This window comes from Parapedobacter sp. ISTM3, from assembly GCF_016533505.1.
Taxonomy (GTDB): Bacteria; Bacteroidota; Bacteroidia; order Sphingobacteriales; family Sphingobacteriaceae; genus Parapedobacter; species Parapedobacter luteus.
Genome location: NZ_JAENGN010000003.1, coordinates 304,116 through 323,307, shown reverse-complemented (window position 1 = coordinate 323,307; position 19,192 = coordinate 304,116). Strand labels below are relative to the sequence as shown.

General features: G+C 51.0%; 17 protein-coding genes. 3 read left to right on the top strand and 14 right to left on the bottom strand.

Features of this window, described 5'->3' with window-relative positions; translation table 11 throughout:
• Positions 1-70: 70 nt before the first annotated feature.
• Genes JHJ32_RS06340 through ccoN form a run of 6 tightly spaced genes read right to left on the bottom strand, consistent with a single transcriptional unit; the run spans position 71 to position 5,710 of the window.
• Positions 71-769, bottom strand: coding sequence for a sulfite exporter TauE/SafE family protein (locus tag JHJ32_RS06340; RefSeq protein ID WP_200120353.1), 699 nt, complete (start codon positions 767-769; stop codon positions 71-73).
• An 18-nt stretch (positions 770-787) separates the two neighbouring features.
• On the bottom strand, positions 788-991 hold the full coding sequence (locus tag JHJ32_RS06335; protein WP_200120352.1) for a FixH family protein: 204 nt from the start codon (positions 989-991) through the stop codon (positions 788-790).
• A 60-nt stretch (positions 992-1,051) separates the two neighbouring features.
• The gene (gene ccoG / locus JHJ32_RS06330; protein WP_200120351.1) at positions 1,052-2,428 is read right to left on the bottom strand and encodes a cytochrome c oxidase accessory protein CcoG; all 1,377 of its coding nucleotides are present in this window, start codon (positions 2,426-2,428) and stop codon (positions 1,052-1,054) included.
• Positions 2,429-2,438: 10 nt separating this feature from the next.
• Positions 2,439-3,356 (bottom strand): cbb3-type cytochrome c oxidase N-terminal domain-containing protein, encoded by a 918-nt coding sequence (locus JHJ32_RS06325; RefSeq protein WP_200120350.1) that lies wholly within the window; start codon positions 3,354-3,356, stop codon positions 2,439-2,441.
• Positions 3,357-3,368: 12 nt separating this feature from the next.
• The gene (locus JHJ32_RS06320; protein WP_079716096.1) at positions 3,369-3,554 is read right to left on the bottom strand and encodes a hypothetical protein; all 186 of its coding nucleotides are present in this window, start codon (positions 3,552-3,554) and stop codon (positions 3,369-3,371) included.
• A gap of 20 nt (positions 3,555-3,574) precedes the next feature.
• Positions 3,575-5,710 (bottom strand): cytochrome-c oxidase, cbb3-type subunit I, encoded by a 2,136-nt coding sequence (gene ccoN, locus JHJ32_RS06315; RefSeq protein WP_079716508.1) that lies wholly within the window; start codon positions 5,708-5,710, stop codon positions 3,575-3,577.
• A 246-nt stretch (positions 5,711-5,956) separates the two neighbouring features.
• Here ccoN and JHJ32_RS06310 point away from each other — a divergent pair, with 246 nt between their 5' ends.
• A complete protein-coding gene (locus JHJ32_RS06310) occupies positions 5,957-6,241 on the top strand; it encodes a hypothetical protein (RefSeq protein WP_200120349.1) in 285 nt (94 codons plus the stop codon).
• A gap of 45 nt (positions 6,242-6,286) precedes the next feature.
• Here JHJ32_RS06310 and ccoS read toward each other — a convergent pair whose 3' ends face one another.
• The 7 genes from ccoS to ettA form a co-directional block, all read right to left on the bottom strand.
• Positions 6,287-6,481 carry a cbb3-type cytochrome oxidase assembly protein CcoS gene (gene ccoS, locus JHJ32_RS06305; protein WP_079716098.1) on the bottom strand — a complete coding sequence of 65 codons (195 nt, stop codon included), beginning with the start codon at positions 6,479-6,481 and terminating at the stop codon, positions 6,287-6,289.
• Positions 6,478-8,892 (bottom strand): heavy metal translocating P-type ATPase metal-binding domain-containing protein, encoded by a 2,415-nt coding sequence (locus JHJ32_RS06300; protein WP_200120348.1) that lies wholly within the window; start codon positions 8,890-8,892, stop codon positions 6,478-6,480. Before JHJ32_RS06300 ends, ccoS begins: the two co-directional genes overlap by 4 nt.
• A 13-nt stretch (positions 8,893-8,905) precedes the next feature.
• A complete protein-coding gene (gene hemN / locus JHJ32_RS06295) occupies positions 8,906-10,270 on the bottom strand; it encodes an oxygen-independent coproporphyrinogen III oxidase (RefSeq protein WP_233632513.1) in 1,365 nt (454 codons plus the stop codon).
• Positions 10,257-10,751 carry a lactate dehydrogenase gene (locus JHJ32_RS06290; RefSeq protein WP_233632512.1) on the bottom strand — a complete coding sequence of 165 codons (495 nt, stop codon included), beginning with the start codon at positions 10,749-10,751 and terminating at the stop codon, positions 10,257-10,259. Before JHJ32_RS06290 ends, hemN begins: the two co-directional genes overlap by 14 nt.
• A gap of 104 nt (positions 10,752-10,855) precedes the next feature.
• The gene (locus JHJ32_RS06285) at positions 10,856-11,920 is read right to left on the bottom strand and encodes a response regulator (protein ID WP_079716100.1); all 1,065 of its coding nucleotides are present in this window, start codon (positions 11,918-11,920) and stop codon (positions 10,856-10,858) included.
• Positions 11,910-13,121, bottom strand: coding sequence for a PAS domain-containing sensor histidine kinase (locus JHJ32_RS06280; protein WP_200120347.1), 1,212 nt, complete (start codon positions 13,119-13,121; stop codon positions 11,910-11,912). The genes JHJ32_RS06285 and JHJ32_RS06280 overlap by 11 nt, the downstream gene beginning before the upstream one ends.
• Positions 13,121-14,806, bottom strand: coding sequence for an energy-dependent translational throttle protein EttA (ettA, locus tag JHJ32_RS06275; protein WP_079716102.1), 1,686 nt, complete (start codon positions 14,804-14,806; stop codon positions 13,121-13,123). Before ettA ends, JHJ32_RS06280 begins: the two co-directional genes overlap by 1 nt.
• 293 nt (positions 14,807-15,099) lie before the next feature.
• Between ettA and JHJ32_RS06270 the strand changes: the two genes are divergently transcribed.
• Both JHJ32_RS06270 and JHJ32_RS06265 read left to right on the top strand, forming a co-directional pair.
• Positions 15,100-17,652, top strand: a complete 2,553-nt coding sequence (locus tag JHJ32_RS06270; RefSeq protein WP_079716103.1) for an ATP-dependent Clp protease ATP-binding subunit — start codon at positions 15,100-15,102, stop codon at positions 17,650-17,652.
• Positions 17,653-17,830: 178 nt separating this feature from the next.
• Complete coding sequence (locus tag JHJ32_RS06265) at positions 17,831-18,262, top strand: hypothetical protein (protein WP_079716104.1); 432 nt, start codon at positions 17,831-17,833, stop codon at positions 18,260-18,262.
• A 68-nt stretch (positions 18,263-18,330) separates the two neighbouring features.
• On the opposite strand, the gene JHJ32_RS06260 is transcribed toward JHJ32_RS06265, so the two are convergent.
• A complete protein-coding gene (locus tag JHJ32_RS06260; protein ID WP_079716105.1) occupies positions 18,331-19,149 on the bottom strand; it encodes an enoyl-ACP reductase in 819 nt (272 codons plus the stop codon).
• Between the last annotated feature and the right edge of the window lie 43 nt (positions 19,150-19,192).

Here is a 19,192-nt window from a genome sequence, read left to right as displayed (position 1 = left end):
AATGCCACAGGATTCCGTTTCGCATATCGTTACGAATGGGCATCCGTGGCCGGCTGCACGATTTATCAACTCATTGCGCACCCGCACAGGTAACCGCCCCATCCGGGTAAATCAACGGGCTGAGGTACGGAATATCCAACCCGGCTCCGCGCAGCAGAAACCATCCGCCCATCAACAAACTTATCATGGGGAGCCAAAATGCGGCATTGAATCGCATCCGCCGCTTCACCGCACTTCCGATGAGGGAGACCGCCAGCATGGTAGGCCATGTGCCGAGCCCAAAGGACAGCATGAACACCCCACTGCCCTGTAACGTGTCGGCGCTTAACGAGGCTGCCAGTGCCATATACACCATGCCACATGGCAAGAGGCCGTTGAGCATGCCGACCATGAAGTGGCCGCCCGGCCGCTGCAGCCAATAACCTATCCATTTGACCACCGGGTGGACAAACGTTTGCTGCCAGTGCACAACCTGCCGCAGCCGCCTGCCCCAAAGCGAAAAAAGAGCCATGCCGACAAGCAGAATGCCTGTGGCAATGCTAATGCTCTGCTGCCATCCGGCTACTTCGATTGAATGGCCGACAACGCCCATCATGAGTCCCAGGAGCGCATAGGTCATTGTCCGGCCCGACTGATACATCAGCGTGTTGGACAGGCGTTTCCACCTCGATCGCGGCCCCGGCACGGCCAACACCAGCGGCCCGCACATCACCGCACAGTGGAGACTGCCCAGTAGCCCCATAAAAAATGCCAATACGTGATAACTCATTTTTTTGTTATTGCCGATTTAGGGCTGCTTAACGGCTTGCAGCGTATCTGCTAAGCCCTGCAACGAATCGGCACGGCGGAGCTCGTCATAGTTCAACCCCCGCTCGTAATAATCCGGTGCAACCAGCGAATCGGTATCTTTACTTACCATGTAAACCCCGAAAGAAACAATCAGCGCCACGAATAACGCCAGCGAAATCACTATCTTTAATCCCCAGTTCATTTTTTGTTTTATGCTTTATTTTCTGGCCTGCTGCTTACCGCTCGCAGCCCGCGGCCCCACTTATCCTCCCGGCGGCGCTACAAAGGTGGTTTTCATCGTTTCCACCACCTTCCCCGCTACCACGACGTTCACTTTTACATTGGTTTTGTACGACTGTATCGCTCGTTGCGGACTGATTAAGAAAAAGCTCAATTGCGCCGTGCCTCCGCCCTTTAGTTCGTCGATTTTATTGACGACATGCACGGTGAAGTTTTCTTCCGCGGCCACCAGTCTGAAAGGCATATCCTGGTGGGTTTTGTTGATCAGCGCTACGCTATACAGGTTGCTCACCGTGCCGTCCGGACGGATTTGGTAAGTGCTGCCCTTTGCCCGCAGCAACGTGCCGTCGACCTGCGACCGGCTGAACACCAGCCATCCAAAAACTGCCATCAAAACCGCCAGTACCACCGTATAAGCTACCGCCCGGGTATTGCCCTTTTTTTTTCGCTCACCACCAATCTCCGCGGTGGAATAAAAGCCAATGAGCTTCGTGGGCCGATCTAACTTCTCCATGACCGCATCGCACGCGTCGATGCAGGCGGTACAGCTCACGCATTCCATCTGCAGACCATTACGGATGTCTATGCCGGTAGGGCATACATGCACGCACAGCCTGCAATCCACGCAGTCGCCCACCGCTTGTTGCGCATGCTTTTTGCGGTGACCTCGGGGCTCACCCCGCCGGTGGTCATAGGCAACGGTGATGCTCTGGTCATCCAGCAGCACCCCCTGCAACCGCCCATAAGGGCATATCGTCGTACAAACAATTTCACGCACGTAGGCAAAGACACCGTAAAAAACCAAGGTAAAAACCATGAGCGAGACAAATCCCGCAAGGTGTTGGCTTACGGGATCGCGCATGATTTTCCAAAGTTCGTCTACCCCGATGATGTAGGCCAGAAAGGTATTAGCAATCAAAAATGATACAACCAGGAAAACGGCGTGCTTGGCTATTTTTTTGGATTGCCTGGCCCATGTCTTCGGCGCGTGGTCCAGCTTCTTTTGCTGTTGCCAATCTCCTTCTATCCAGTACTCAATGCGGCGGAACACAAGCTCCATAAAAATCGTTTGCGGACACGCCCACCCACACCATACACGCCCATAGACCACCGTAAACAACACGATGCACACCATGGCGATAAGCATCCCAAAAACGAAAATATGCAAATCTTGCGGCCAGAAGACGTTGCCGAACAGGACAAATTTGCGTTCAACAATATTGAACATCAAGAACGGCTCGCCCGCTATTTTGACAAACGGCGCGCCTATCAGCACCAGTAACAGCGTGTACCCCAGCAACTGCCGATAGTTGAATAACCGGCCGCCGGGCTTCTTGGCATAAATCCATTCCCGCCTGGGTTTCGTCCCGTCTACCGCCTTCCCTGCGATGATATCCATGAATGTTGATTTATATTACCGATCTGTCGCCGTCGCCAACACGCGCCGTTTCCACTCCTTTGGTATCGTGTGCCGGTGTGTACTCCACTTTTTCTCCCTGTGGTTCTTTTGCGTTTGGTGGATCCGTGCCCCGCAGGCTAAGGATGTAGTTGCTTACTTCGGCAATCTGTGCTGGCGTCAGGCTCTGCTCCCACGGTACCATGCCTTTGTCGAGCACGCCATATTTTATGGTTTTAAACACATCTTGTATGCTACCGCCATGCAACCAGTAATCATCCGTGAGATTGGGACCGATGCCCCCCTCCCCTGCATTGCCATGGCATGCCGCACAGTTTTGTGTATAAATAACCTGCCCGGAGGCTATGGTTTCAGGCCGTGCGTCCACCGTCACTGAATTTTCGTCGATGTTGTTGGCAGCCTGCGCCAGCCATTCCTGCCGCGCTTCTTCCGCTTTAGCCATTTCACGTTCGTACTCTTGGTCCTGGTTTGGCCCCCAGCCGAATACATGGTACACACACAGGTATACGACGGCAAACACGACGGACGCATAAAACAAACCGTTGAACCAAGCGGGCACGGGATTGTCCAGTTCTTTGATGCCGTCATAGGCATGATCGATGATTAGATCTTTTTCCTCCGCCAGCGGCCGCAGCCCCATGAGCTTATTCCACCAAGCGGCGCGCCGGGCCCTGCGGCTGGCTTTTGCCCGCGCTGTTGCTGCCTGCTCATCTTCTATCACGTGTGGCATAGTGAGCCGAAGCATGACCCGCATGGCCCGCAGCACCACCACGGCGGCGACAAGCACCACCGACATGACCACAATAAGCGCGATGATGAGGATATCGTTGTTGACATTCCCGCTGCCGAATAAACCGGGCGCCGTAGCAGCTTTGTCAACCGCATGTAACTGTAAAAATATTAATTGCATGGCTTATGTTGTTTAGTGTAATATACTGTTTTCCTGCTCCTCCACGTCATTCATCGGGATTTCCTTCATGTAATCGACATAGTCCTTCCGCATGCGAACCAGCATGATGGCTACCACAATGAAGAAGATGAGAAAAATCCACAGCGAGGCAATGAGATACCACTCATTGCCGCTCAAGTCTGTTATTTGCTTAAACATTGCCTATTGTCTTTAATGCGTTAATCTTCTGTTTTTGCCACGGCGGTCTGTTCCGTAGCCTTGATATCCGTCCCGAGCCGTTGCAGATAAGCAATCAGGGCAATGATTTCCCGATCAGGCCGTACGGTCACACCTTGGTCGCCCAAATCTGCCGCGATGGTTTCGGCCTGCTGACTGAGGTGGGCATTTGCGGCGTCGATATCCGCATCGGTGTAGGGCACGCCCAATATCCGCATGGCATTCAACTTGGCCTTGGTAGTGGTGGTATCCAGTGGCTGCTCAATCAGCCAGGGATAAGGCGGCATGATGCTGCCGGGCGAGGTGATGGTGGGATCAAGCATGTGATCGAAATGCCATTTATTGGGGTATTTCTTGCCTATGCGGTGCAAATCGGGCCCGGTCCGTTTGGAGCCCCATAGAAATGGGTGATCGTAGACAAACTCGCCGGCTTTGCTATAGTCGCCATAGCGGGCGGTCTCCGACCGGAACGGCCGGATAGTCTGCGAATGGCAGTTGACACACCCTTCGCGGATGTATAAATCGCGGCCCTGTAACTCCAGGGCCGTATAGGGTTTTACGCTGGCAATCGTCGGCACGTTCGATGAAATCATGAATGTAGGCATCATCTGTACCAGCCCCCCAATCAAGATGGTGATCAAAGCCACGACCATGAACAGAACGGGCTTGCGTTCCAACCGGCGATGCCTGGAGCGTTCGTTGACCATTACCGGTGTCAGCTCGGGCGCTTCGGCCGGCTCATTGGCCAGCAGCCTTCCCTTCTTCATCGTTTTTGCCAGGTTGTAGGTCATCAGGATAGCCCCGGCGAGGTACAGTGTCCCCCCTACGGCGCGGAGCATGTGCATCGGGATAATCTGAAGGGTTGTAGCAAGGAAGTTTGGATATTTCAATACACCCTCCGGCGTAAACTCTTTCCACATCAAGCCTTGCACCACGGCTGCCCAATACATCGGAATCGCATAAAACAGGATGCCTAATGTGCCTATCCAAAAGTGCACCGACGCGAGCTTTGTGGAATACAGCTCCGTTTTATAGATGCGGGGGATTAACCAGTAGAGAATGGCGAAGGTCATAAAACCATTCCAACCCAATGCGCCAACATGTACGTGCGCGACAATCCAATCGGTAAAGTGTGCAATGGCATTGACTTGCTTCAACGAGAGCATCGGCCCTTCAAACGTGGCCATACCGTATGCAGTAAGCGCCACCACCATAAACTTCAACGTCGGCTCCGTACGTACTTTGTCCCAGGCTCCCCGCAACGTGAGCAACCCGTTGATCATACCGCCCCAACTGGGAGCGATGAGCATGATCGAAAATACCACGCCGAGCGACTGCACCCAGCCGGGCAACGACGTATACAGCAGGTGGTGCGGCCCCGCCCAGATGTAAATAAAAATCAACGACCAAAAGTGCAGGATGCTCAGCTTATAGGAGTAAATCGGCCGGTTGGCCATCTTGGGCAGGAAATAGTACATCATGCCGAGGTAAGGCGTAGTCAAGAAAAATGCAACGGCATTGTGCCCGTACCACCATTGCACCAGCGCGTCCTGCACGCCGGCATACAAGTAATAACTCTTCCACATGGAGATGGGAAGCTGCACCGAATTGACGATATGCAGCACGGCCACGGTAACAAACGTGGCAATGTAAAACCAGATAGCCACATACATGTGCCGCTCGCGACGCTTAATGATGGTGCCGAACATATTGATTCCGAATACGACCCAGATGATGGTGATGCCTATGTCTATCGGCAATTCCAGCTCTGCATATTCGTGGGATGTGGTGATGCCCAGCGGCAATGTAATAGCGGCTGCAAGAATAATTAGCTGCCAGCCCCAAAAGTGGATACGGCTCAGAACGTCACTGAACATCCGCGCCTTCAGCAACCGCTGTAACGAATAATACACCCCCATGAAGATGGCATTGCCCACGAATGCAAAAATTACGGCATTGGTATGCAGCGGACGCACCCTACCGAAGGTTGTGTATTGGAGTTCGAAGTTCATAAAGGGCCATATCAGTTGGACGGCCACCAATAAGCCAACGGACATCCCGACAATGCCCCATACGATGGTGGCGATGCCGAAATCCCTAACAATTTTGTTGTCGTAATTAAATTTAGTTAGCTGCATTGCTGTAATTGTTTTTTCATCTTTAACTTGTTCCTTATCGGTGATGAAACTTGCATGAGCCGTCTCGATCCATTTGTTGAGCACGATCTCATGCAGGTTCCGGCGGTAAAATTACTGTCATCAAAGTGTCAGGCGAATGACGCCGATTGGGTTTAAAAGTAATGGTAGTCACTATTTGCTGATTCGGTGGTTTGCATATCAAAGCAACTTTAGCTAAGTTTGACAGCATTAACCCGACAATTGCTTATGGACTTTGAAGCGTTCAACTCATCGCTGGAGCACGAAGTGCCCCCCATCAGCCTAACGGTACAGCTTGAAGCCTTATGGTATGACGGCAAAGGCCAATGGGAAAAGGCCCACGATTTGATCAATGATTTGACCGACAACCAATCTGCCCATGTACACGCCTACCTGCACCGCAAAGAAGGCGACCTCTCGAATGCCGACTACTGGTACCGCCGTGCAGGCCAGCAACGGCCGGCAACGACATTGGAGGAGGAATGGCGGGCATTGGTCAAACGGCTGCTTTGACCTGTAGTGGGTTTTGCCTTCGCCCGGCATCTTATCGGCCTGGCTTCATTCAGGTGTCCGTACGTCCAACGTTTCTTCTTCGCCTTCGGGCACTTGCGGCGGCTCATCGTCAAACAGTATACGTATGGAGGGCGTATACGTATCTTCATGCTGCCCCGTTTTATTGGCCCAGAAGAAAGCCGCTAAAAAGATAAGTGCAATAAATACACTGCAGCCGATGAGAAAGAATATCGCACTCATGATCGGATGTTGTTTAACTGGTTTTTGGCCGCATAGGCATGTGCAACCACGGTGGTGAAGCCAATGATGGTGACGGTGCTCAGCGGCATCAATACGGCGGCAAACAGTGGCGACATGGTACCCATCACGGCAAAGCTCAATCCAATGACATTGTAAGTCAGCGAAATACCAAAACTCATATGGATAACCTTCACGGCATCCTTAGCGAACCGCAGAAAGCGCGGCAAGAGGACAAAAGACCGCCCATCAAGAATGGCATCGCATCCAGGTGAAAAATTATTGATATCGTCGCTTACTGCAATGCCCAAGTCTGCTTGCCGCAATGCACCGGCATCATTGAGCCCATCGCCAAACATGCACACCTTGCTGCCGGTATGTTGCAGCTTATTGATGTATTCCAATTTTTGGGCTGGCAGCTTACCGAACAGCAGATCGGCATCGGGCGGAAAGATTTCGCGAAGACGCTTTCTTTCCTTGGCATTGTCGCCGGAAACCAGGTGCAAGTCATAGGGCTTGGCCAATTCGCCCATAACTTCCCGAAGGCCCTCCCGCCAGGGCTGCTCGACGATAAAAAACCCTTTTACCTCGTTGTTGATAGCGATGTAGATGCGGCTGCCAGTTGACGAAGCGCCCGCTGCATCCCGTGCGCCCGTGAAAGCGGCGCTCCCGATCCGTACCCGGTTTGAATGGACCTCGGCTTCGATGCCTTTCCCACCGGTTTCCTGGTAATTGCCGATAGGCATAAGCTCCATCGGCCCCGCCCACTTGACCAGTTCGCGGCTCAGCGGGTGATTGGAATTTTGGCACACGGACACCACCATAGCCAGCTCGCCGGCCTGCAGCTGGCCTTCAAAGCGCATCCGGGCGGCACTGGGGGAAGATATCGTACCCGTCTTGTCAAAAACGAGGCAATCCACTGCCGCCAATTGCTCGACAGCCGCTGTATTTTTTACATAAAAGCCATGCCTATCAAAAACACGCAATGCTACCGAGAGCGTAAAGGGCGTGCTCAAGGCCAGGGCACAGGGGCAAGCGATGATTAATACCGCCGTGAAGGCGCCCCACGCCTTGGCCGGGTCATCACGGAGAAACCAATAAGCCATGGCGGTGATGGCTATCGCCAGGAGCACCAAGGTAAAATATTGACTGACCACGTTGCTGAAGGTACGAAATCGCTTCTCATATTGCTTAAATGCATCGTTGTTCCAAAGCTTGGTCAGATAGCTCTGCGATACCGGTTTGACAACTTCCAGCTCAATCGCTTCGCCCAACTGCCGCCCCCCCGCATAGATGATCTCGCCAAGTACCTTCTCCACCGGCTCCGACTCGCCGGTAACGAAACTGAAGTCTATGGCGGCTTGCCCTTTTAAGAGAATTGCATCGGCCGGGATAACCTCGTTGCTGCGGATGAGGAGCCGATCTCCGACGCTGATTTCGGCTAAAGGCACGGGCTTGGCGTTTGCGGCGCCGAGGCGTGTCACCGCGACCGGAAAATAGGAGCGGTAATCCCGTTCGAAAGACAGGTGATGGTAGGTTCGCTGTTGTACCCACCGGCCAACGAGCAGAAAAAAGACCAATCCGCAGAGTGTATCGGCAAAACCCGGCCCTGTAGCCGAAAGTATTTCCCACGCGGTGCGGACAAACAACACCAAGATGCCCAGCGCCAGGGGCACGTCAAGGTTAAGTTGCCGGTGCCGCAGGCTGTGCCAGGCGGATTGGAAATAGTCCCGTCCGCTGTAAAGCAATACGGGAAGCGCAAACCCAAGGTTCATCCACCCGAAAAACATGGAATACTTGGCCTCGAATGCCGCCATGCCGAAGTATTCGGGGAAGCTCAGCATCATCGAATTGCCGAAACAGAATCCGGCTACGGCAATCTTGGCTATCAAACCCTTTTGGGAAAATTTCCGACCTGCCTTGACCACATCCTGCAAGGTAATCTTGGGTTCGTAACCAACGTTGGCCAGCAACTCCACCAGCTCCCGCAACGATAGGTCCGGATGTTTGAATGTAACATTTACCTGCTTTTTCAGGAAATCACTTTGTGATGCCACAACGGCAGGATGGAGCTTGTAGAGGTGCTCGAGCAGCCATATGCATGAACTGCAGTGGATGGACGGGATATAAAATGTGGCCATGGTGATTTCATCATTCTTGAAATCAATGAGCTTATCTGCAATGGTTGGTTCATCCAGGTACTCGTACCGCTCGGACCGCTCACGCAGCTTTTTGCCGGGATGGGTGTTGTACCGATAATATTGCTGCATATTGTTGCTGCTCAAGATGCGGTATACGCTCTGGCAGCCTACGCAGCAGAACACGTGTCCATCTGCCTCATATACGGTACCGGCTAAGGTATCACCACAGTGGTAGCATTTCGTACTGTTCGATGTCTTTGTCCCTATCTTCATGCCTCAGCGATTATCATACGGCCTTACTGAACAAAGGCTGGCTAACATGTTTCTTATGCAACCGTTCGTCGAAGGCCATGCAGATGTTACGCAAAAAGGAAAAGCCTTTCTTGGTAACCTTCACGCGAGTGCCATCCCAGGAGACAAGGCCATCGCCAAATAGCGGTGCAAGCCGGCGGAGTACGATTGCCGATTGCGCCGCCGGCCCATCCAATACCGCTGTACCGCGGCACATGATATCCAGGATATGCTTCCTGATCTGCATATCTCCGGCTGATAGCACGTGGCCTTTGAAAACCGGTAGCACCCCGGCGTTTACCCACGCTTTGTATGCTTCTACAGTTTTTACGTTTTGGGCAAACGCCGTCCATGAATCGCTGATGGACGATACGCCAAGCCCGATAAGCAACGGCGTGTACCGATCGGTATATCCCATAAAGTTGCGGTGCAAAGCTCCGCCATCAGCGGCCCGGCAAAGCGCATCATCGGGCAGCGCAAAATGATCCATGCCTACGTCGCGGTAACCCGCCTGTTTGATGATTGATTGGCCGAGGAGGTAGAGGTCAAGCTTGTCCTTTCCCTTGGGTAAATCGTCTTCTGTATAGCGCCGCTGCCCGGGCCGCATCCAGGGAACATGCGCGTAGCTGTAAAACGAAATGCGATCGGGCCGCATGGCCAGCGCTTTCTCAACCGTGTCCCCTACGCTTTCCAAGGTTTGCAGCGGCAGCCCATAAATCAGATCGAAGTTGATGGAAGTGTAGCCGATTTGGCGGGCATCTATCATCACCCGCCATACGTCGGCTTCGGTCTGCTTTCGGTTGATAAGTAACTGCACCCCATGATCAAAATCTTGTATTCCCAAGCTCAGCCGCCTAAAACCGGCACCAAATAATGTCTGAAGGTGTTCATGGGTGGTATTTGCGGGATGTGCTTCAAAGGAAAACGATGCTCCGGGAAGCACTTGGTTGCCATCCAACAGGCCATCGACCAACCTGCGGAGCTGAGACGGGCTGAAAAATGTAGGTGTGCCGCCGCCCAGGTGCAATTCGCCGATAGGCAGGCTGCTTTCGCCGAGGTGACGCCGGTAAATCGCCCACTCGGCTAATACGGCATCGATGTAGGGCGCTTCCACGCCATGGTTTTTGGTGATGCGCGTGTTGCAACCGCAATAGGTGCACAAACTTTCGCAAAACGGGAGATGAATATAAAGGCTAATCCCCTGCGATGACGACTGTGCCCATTGCAAACGAATATGCTGAATCCATTTTTCCGGACTCCAGGTCTCCTCATCCCAGCAAGGCACCGTGGGGTAACTGGTATAGCGCGGTGCAGCTACGTCATAACGCTGGACCAACGCCAGCATTTTATTTCTTGCCATTTCCATATAAGTAGGATGTAACGGTATCATCCATTGTGCACACCTTCTGGCAGCAGCAGGCCTTGCCGACGCATTTCCCGGCGTCCCAGGCATTCAGATTGCGGATAGTCTGCTTGGCGATGCTTTCAACGGATTGGTCTTCATCAGGCGCATTGGCTACTTTTAATCCCATGCGGGTAGCCTCGCGCAGGTCGATATGCGTGGTGATTTTGGATCGGGTAATGATTTTCTTCACGCCTGCATTCTTGAGCTCCCAAAGCATATCACGATCCAATATATCATACGTGGAAACAATGACAACCTCTTTTCCCTGTGCATAGGACACCGTCTTGGCATTCAATTCGTTGGAGATCAACGTCAGGTCGTGGCGCTTGCCGTTGGCAAGTGCCAAATGCTCCTTTTCCTGAGGCTTTATACTATAAGCAATTGCTTTCATCCGTCTGTCCGTGTCCGTGGGAAAATGATTTTCTAATGCGTTCATTGTTCCACAAAATTACGGGCACGGCCTATGGCGGATGATGTGACCTATCAAGCTAAAAAATGATATCGATCACATTTTCGAAAAAAAGGAAGACAAACGGGGGGCTATTGCTTGATATTCCTTAATTTGTGAATGGATAAAATGCGGATGGCATTCCCTTCTTTGGCAATCAATTTTTCGTCTTTAAAATCGGCCAGCATCCGGCTGATGGTTTCGTTTGCCGTGCCGGCCAATGATGCCAGATCATCCCGTGATATGCGAATGAGGCATTCATCTTCATGGATACCGGACACCGTCTTTTCAGCTACATTGATCAGCGCATTGGCGACCCGCTTACGTACGGAATCGTAAGCAAATGCAAGCAGCTGGTCTTCTTTGCCGCGTATGGTTCCCGACAACCATTTGATGAATTTGGTGGCAATCCCCGGTTTCCGGTAGAGCAATTCAAAGAACTGCTCTTTATCAATCAATGCCAACTCGGTTTCTTCCAGTGTTTCGGCATTGTCGTTGTAGTGCTGTTGCAGCAAAAGCGATTCATAGCCGAAAAACGAGTCGGGCACATGAATATCCGTTGACAGTTCGCGGCCGTCCAGGTAATACAAGAAGTTGCGCACCTTCCCCTTTTTTACGTAATATACGTATAACGGCATATCACGCTCCTGGTAGATAAACTGCTTTTTCCGATAGGTCTTTACCCGGGCTCCCTGCACCAGTTCTTTCAGGAGCGTCTCTTGCTCTTCATCGCTTAAGTACAGGTTTTTCCGGATGCCGCCGTCCGTTCCCAATTGCTTGCGCTTTTTGAGCCGGGTTTCAATGGCGTTCAGCAGTTCGATATCATCGAAGGGCTTGGTCAGGTAATCGTCGGCCCCCATCTCCATGGCCTTGCGCATATCCGCGCGTTCGGCCTTCGCCGTCAGGAAAATAAACGGTATTGTGGCGGCCTCAGGATGTTTTGAAAGCATATACAACACACCAAAGCCGTCCAGCTCGGGCATCATGATGTCACACAGAATGATATCCGGCAAATGTTTCAAGGCCATGTCTACCCCCGTTTTGCCCTCGGGCGCCGTATATACGTGATAGCCGGTAAGCTCGAGGATTTCTTTGGTCCCTTCGCGGATATCATCGTTGTCTTCGATGATCAATACGTTGATTTGCTTAGTTGTCATTTGGTTCCTGCGGTATGGTGTTATTGAAGGTAAGCGTAAAAACGGTACCTTTATGCTGGGCACTTTGGCATGCCACCTGGCCGCCCATCAAAGATACGTATCTTTTCACAATATTGAGCCCCAAGCCCGTGCCGGGGATGTTGCCGGTATTATGGGCACGGAAGAACGGTTCGAATAAATTTTTCTGATCTTCCTCGGGTATGCCTATCCCGTCATCCTTGATGACAATGGTGCAGGTATCATCGTTGACCTCGGTATTGAACTCAATGAATGTATTTTCACCGGAATATTTTATTGCGTTGGAGATCAGGTTGATAATACAGTTTTTCAACAAGTTGGCGTCGAGCTCGACTTTTCCGGTGGAGCCCGTATGCTGATATACAATATGCTGGTTGGCTTTGCAAATCATCTGCATTTCTTCGGTGATTTCTTCTCCAAGCTGCACCAGGTTTATTTCCTGTTTGCTTGCCGATACCTTGCCGGCCTCCAGCCGCTCGAGCGATAGAAAATCATTCAGGATACTTGTGAGCAACTGTACGGAATTTTTAATGCGGCCAGTATGCTTAAGCACGTTGGCCTTGTCGGGCTTTTCAATATATTTTTCGATCAGTGAGGCCGACAGCTGCACGGCACTCAGCGGCGTACGAAACTCATGCGAGGCCATCGAAACAAATCTGGATTTCAGCTGGTTAAGCTCCTTTTCTTTCTCCAAGGATTGGCTCACTTCGGACTTGGTTTTCTCCAGCTCAGACACCAGCTTGATGAGGTCTTTCGTACGGTTGCTTACGGTCGCCTCCAATTCTTCCATATGATGCAGGAGTTTTTCCTCAGCTTCCTTTTCTTTGGATAAGTCATGCACAAAGCCGGTAAAAGCGGTCTTGTTTTCGTAATGCACCTCGCTGACGGCGAGACGGAACGGAAAGGTGCTGCCGTCTTTGCGCCTCCCCCTCACTTCGCGGCCGATGCCAATGATCTTCCTCTGTCCGGTACGACGATAGTTTTCGATATACCCATCATGGTTGCTGCGGTCGGGTTCCGGCATCAGCATGGATATATTCCGTCCGACAACCTCAGACGCGTCATATCCGAAAAGCTGCAATGCCGCCGGGTTGATGGATTCGACAATGCCATTCCAATCAATGGTGATGATCCCATCGATTGCATTGTCGATAATCGCTTTGAGTAACTTGGCGGTATCCATCAGCCCTTGACCAGTTTTTTGTACTTGATGCGTTGTGGACCAATGTCTCCTAAGCGTTTTTTGCGATTTTCTTCGTATTCGGTATAATTCCCTTCGAAGAAGTACACCTGCGAATTTCCTTCGAAAGCAAGGATATGGGTACAGATGCGATCGAGGAACCAACGGTCGTGCGAGATGACGACGGCGCATCCACCAAAATTTTCCAGCCCTTCTTCCAGTGCCCGTAATGTATTGACGTCGATATCATTTGTGGGCTCGTCGAGCAGCAGTACGTTAGCCCCCTTTTTTAAGGTAATGGCCAGGTGCACCCGGTTGCGCTCGCCCCCCGAAAGTACCCCCACCTTCTTTTGCTGGTCAGCACCGTTGAAATTAAATTTGGAGACATAAGCCCTGGAATTGACAAGACGGTTGCCCAGCTGAATATTTTCATGGCCGCCAGTAATGTTTTCCCATACGGTCTTTTCCGGATTGAGATCGTCATGCAACTGGTCGACATAGCCCAATGCTACCGTCTCCCCTACCCGGAATGTGCCGCTATCCGGCAGCTCCTGCCCGGTGATAAGCCGGAATAATGTTGTTTTCCCTGCGCCGTTGGGACCGATAATGCCGACGATACCTGCCGGCGGCAACGAAAAACTGAGGTTTTCAAACAGTATTTTATCGCCGTATGCTTTGCTCACCTGCTGCGCTTCAATAACCACATTGCCCAACCGCGGCCCCGGCGGGATGAAGAGCTCCAGCTTCTCTTCCCGCTCCTTGGTTTCTTCAGACGCCAGCTTCTCGTAGTTATGCAGGCGGGCCTTCGACTTCGCATGGCGGGCCTTGGGGGCCATCCGCACCCATTCCAGCTCGCGCTCCAGCGTTTTCTGCCGTTTGCTTTCGGTTTTTTCCTCTTGGGCAAGCCGCTTAGCTTTTTGATCGAGCCAGGACGAATAGTTTCCTTTCCAGGGGATGCCTTCGCCACGATCAAGCTCCAATATCCAACCCGCCACATTATCCAGGAAATACCGATCGTGCGTGACCGCGATAACGGTGCCCCTGTATTGCTGCAGGTGTTGCTCAAGCCAGTCGATAGACTCCGCATCCAGGTGGTTGGTGGGCTCATCCAACAGGAGCACATCCGGCTCTTGCAGCAACAAACGACATAGTGCCACCCGGCGGCGCTCACCTCCTGACAATGTGTCTACTCGCCGATCAGGCTCGGGGCAACGCAGCGCATCCATAGCCCGCTCCAATTTGCTATCGATCTCCCAGGCACCCGTAGCATCGATTTTGTCCTGTAATTCGCCTTGCCTAGCCAGCAACCTATCCATTTCGTCCGGATTTTCATACACTTCCGGCAGACCAAATTTTTCGTTGATTTCTTCGTATTCCTTTAAGACCGCCGAAATTTCGGCGACCCCTTCTTCGACTACTTCGCGGACCGTTTTTTGAGGATCAAGCTCAGGCTCCTGAGCCAGATACCCCACCGTATACCCTGGAGAAAAAACAACCTCCCCCTGGTAGGATTTGTCCAATCCGGCGATAATCCGCAGCAATGAGGACTTTCCCGAACCGTTAAGGCCAATGACACCTATCTTAGCTCCGTAAAAAAAGGAGAGGTAGATATTTTTCAGGACTTGTTTCTGAGGCGGGTACACTTTGTTTACCCCCGCCATTGAAAATATAATCTTCTCGTCAGACATGTTATGATTATTTCAAGCGTTGTAAAACTAATAGGAAGTGCAAACTTAGATAACTTGCCCTTCATATGCAACAGCGGTAAGCTATCGTTTTCGCGTACGTCAACGAAAAACATACTTACCGAAAACATAGTCAGATTGATGTAATAATCCTTTTATGGAAACTGACAAAATGCTATATTTGTCTCAATGGCTTAATTGTTGATAAATGTTACACAAATAGTAAGGGCATAAGCGATAATTTTTTTCTACATTTATCGCATCCTTAGCATAAAAAAAAGAAAGGTAAAACATTCATGGAAGCAAAATTTTCGCCTCGCGTAAAGGATGTGATTTCATACAGCAGGGAAGAAGCCATCAGGTTGAAACATGATTATATCGGTACGGAGCACTTGTTGCTTGGGCTGATCCGTGAAGGAGACGGCATGGCTATCAAGATATTGAAACATGCAGGGATCGACACCACCGAGCTACGCAAATCCATTGAGGACGCTGTCAAGGGATCATCAATGTCCCGCGCTCCGATTGGCAATATGCCGCTTACCAAACAAGCGGAAAAGGTACTGAAGATCACTTATCTTGAAGCAAAAATCTTCAAAAGCGACATTATCGGTACCGAACACCTGTTATTATCCATCCTACGCGATGAAGACAACATCGCCTCGCAAATCTTGCAGCAATACGACATCAATTACGATGTCTTCAAAGCTGATGTAGAACAGCACAAAGCAGGCATCACGGATCAAGCATCCGGATCGACGGCCGGCGACGATGATTTTAAAGATGAAGATCATTTTAGCCAGCCCAAAAAGGTATCGGACATTAAGTCAAAGACCCCGGTATTGGACAATTTCGGCCGCGATTTGACACGGGCTGCCGAAGAAGGCCGCTTGGATCCGATTGTAGGCCGTGAGAAGGAAATCGAACGCGTCTCACAGATCTTATCGCGGCGCAAAAAGAACAACCCAATACTCATCGGCGAACCCGGCGTGGGCAAATCAGCCATTGCAGAGGGGCTGGCCCTGCGTATTATCCAACGCAAGGTGTCCCGGGTATTGTTTAACAAACGCGTGGTCACGTTGGATCTGGCCTCGTTGGTAGCCGGAACAAAGTACCGTGGCCAGTTTGAGGAACGCATGAAGGCTGTGATGAATGAGCTGGAAAAATCGCCGGACGTCATCCTCTTTATCGATGAGATCCACACCATCGTGGGTGCCGGCGGTGCATCAGGTTCGCTAGACGCCTCAAATATGTTCAAACCGGCACTGGCCCGTGGTGAAATCCAATGCATTGGTGCGACCACGCTGGATGAATACCGGCAATACATTGAGAAAGATGGCGCCCTGGATCGCAGGTTTCAAAAGGTCATGATTGAGCCGGCCACGCACGACGAAACGGTGGAGATACTGAATCGTATTAAAGAAAAATACGAAGAGCATCACAACGTTAACTACACGCCGGAAGCCATAGAAGCGTGTGTTACCTTGACCACTCGCTACATTACCGACCGTTTTCTGCCGGATAAAGCCATCGACGCACTGGACGAGGCCGGATCAAGGGTACACCTTACCAATATCCATGTGCCGCAAAGCATCATTGACATAGAGCAGAAAATTGAGGAAATAAAAGTCGAGAAGAACAAGGTCGTGCGGAGCCAAAAATATGAGGAGGCTGCAAAACTGCGAGACACGGAGAAAAAACTGCTCGAGGAACTTGAGCATGAAAAAGCTGCCTGGGAAGCAGAAACCAAGACCAAACGGTACACCGTGACGGAGGACAATGTAGCGGAGGTGGTATCAATGATGACCGGCATCCCGGTACAACGGGTAGGGCAATCGGATAGCCAAAAGCTGCTGAACATGGCCGAATCCATGAAGGGGCGCATCATTGGACAGGACGAAGCGGTGAAAAAATTAGTAAAGGCGATCCAACGTACACGTGCTGGATTAAAGGATCCCAAAAAGCCGATTGGTTCGTTTATCTTCCTTGGCCCTACAGGTGTAGGTAAGACAGAGCTGGCCAAAGAGCTTGCCCGCTTCATGTTTGACAGTGAGGATTCGCTCATTCAGATTGACATGAGTGAGTACATGGAGAAATTTGCGATCTCCCGCTTGGTAGGTGCGCCTCCGGGATATGTAGGCTATGAGGAAGGTGGACAACTGACGGAAAAGGTACGCCGCAAACCCTACGCTGTGGTATTGCTTGACGAAATCGAGAAAGCACACCCCGATGTATTCAATTTGCTACTGCAGGTGCTGGATGAAGGACAATTGACCGACAGCCTTGGCCGTCGCGTGGATTTCCGCAATACGATTCTGATCATGACATCCAACATTGGGGCACGCCAGCTGAAGGACTTCGGACAAGGCGTAGGCTTTACGACCTCGGCGAAGGCTGAACAGGCCGAATCGCATTCGCGCAGTGTCATCGAAAATGCATTAAAGCGTGCCTTTGCGCCGGAATTCCTCAACCGTATCGACGATGTGATTGTATTCAACTCGTTGGATAAAGAGCACATTTTCAAAATCATCGACATCGAGTTGAAATCGCTTTTCGTTCGCATCGAGGCCTTAGGCTACCGCATCAAACTGACAGACGGAGCCAAGGAGTTTATTGCCGAAAAAGGTTTCGACAGCAACTTCGGTGCCCGTCCGCTCAAACGGGCCATCCAGAAATACCTGGAAGACCCCATCGCGGAAGAAATCCTCAAAGGTGTGGTAGCTGAGGGCAATACGCTTGAAGTTGACTACGACAAAGACAAACAGGAAATCGTCGTGAACGTGCAAGCAGCCGACAGCGGTTCATCCAGACCTTCGGATTTCGCCGAAGAGAAGAAGGAAGATGAGTAATAAGCATCCCGCTTATTTCAAATACAAAGCGCCGTTTATAAAAATAAGCGGCGCTTTTTTTGTAACATCCTTGGTGTAGTCAATCTTGGAGCAATTATTGCGTTAAACTTTTCAACGTCATTTGCCGTCATACATACAGGAACAAAAAACAAAAATTATTTACCCAAAGCTAACGCATATGAAGCATTACCTTACCTTAGCCGTTGGATTTTTAGTCGTCCTCGGCATATCATCTTGCAAAAAAGAATATTACGACGTCGTAAATCCCAACCCCAATAGCACGTATGTCTACGCTATCGGTACGAACGCATGGCAATGGGAATCAGGCGTCAGTCATCAGGTCTTCCATACCAAATCCCTTCCGGAACTAACAGAATACTATTTACTGGAAGGAAATGTCAGTGTGGCAATAAGTTTCGACGGTGAAAGCAGCTACGATATTTTGCCAACCACGTTCAATGGTATCGCTTATTCTGTAAACTACACAGTGGGTTCCATTACGATATACGCTGAAGATCCGTTAGCAGAACCGGGTATAGAAATTGACTTACCCAGTCCCGCGGTAGTTAAGGTTGTACTCTCCGAGTCCGATTTCATACGCGAATTGTAACGGCGACAACTCCCATAAAAAAAGCGGCAAAAGCCGCTTTTTTTATGGGTTATACAGTCATCCTGCCGTTACTTCTCCCCCATTCCCTCGATCACCGCTTCGCTCACGCCCGTAAACGAAAAGCCTCCATCGTGGAAGAGGTTTTGCATGGTCACCATCTTCGTCAGATCTGAAAATAACGTAACCGTGTAATCTGCGCATTGGTCGGCCGTGGCGTTGCCCAATGGCGACATCTTATCGGCATACGAGATAAAATCCCCGAACCCCTTCACCCCTGAGCCGGCCGTCGTCTGCGTAGGTGACTGGCTGATGGTATTCACCCGCACCTTTTTGCGAACACCGTACTGGTATCCGAAATTACGGGTGATGCTCTCCAGTAGCGCTTTGGCATCGGCCATATCGTTGTAATCTGGGAACACACGCTGCGCCGCAATGTACGTAAGCGCCACCACGGATCCCCATTCATTGAGGGCATCCTTCTTCATGGCTGTAGCCAGCACGCGGTGCAGGCTGATTGCTGATATGTCAAACGCTTTGTGCATGAAATCGTAATTGTTTTCGGTGTAATGGATTCCCTTACGTACGTTGATGCTCATCCCTACTGAGTGCAGGATAAAATCCACGCCCCCGCCGAAGTGCTCCAATGTCTGGTCAAACAGGTTTTCAATGTCCTCACTGCTGGTCACATCAGCAGGAATAACGGGTGCTCCATTGCACTCCTCTGCCAACTGCTTGATGGTGCCCATCCGTAACGCAACCGGTGCGTTTGTCAACACAATCTCTGCGCCTTCCTGCACACAGCGTTGAGCAGTCTTCCAAGCGATAGATTTCTCGTCCAACGCGCCAAAAATAATTCCTTTCTTTCCTTTCAGTAGGTTATGGGACATAGTTCCTTGTTTTATAAAGTCAACGAAATATAAAGTGGGTAAA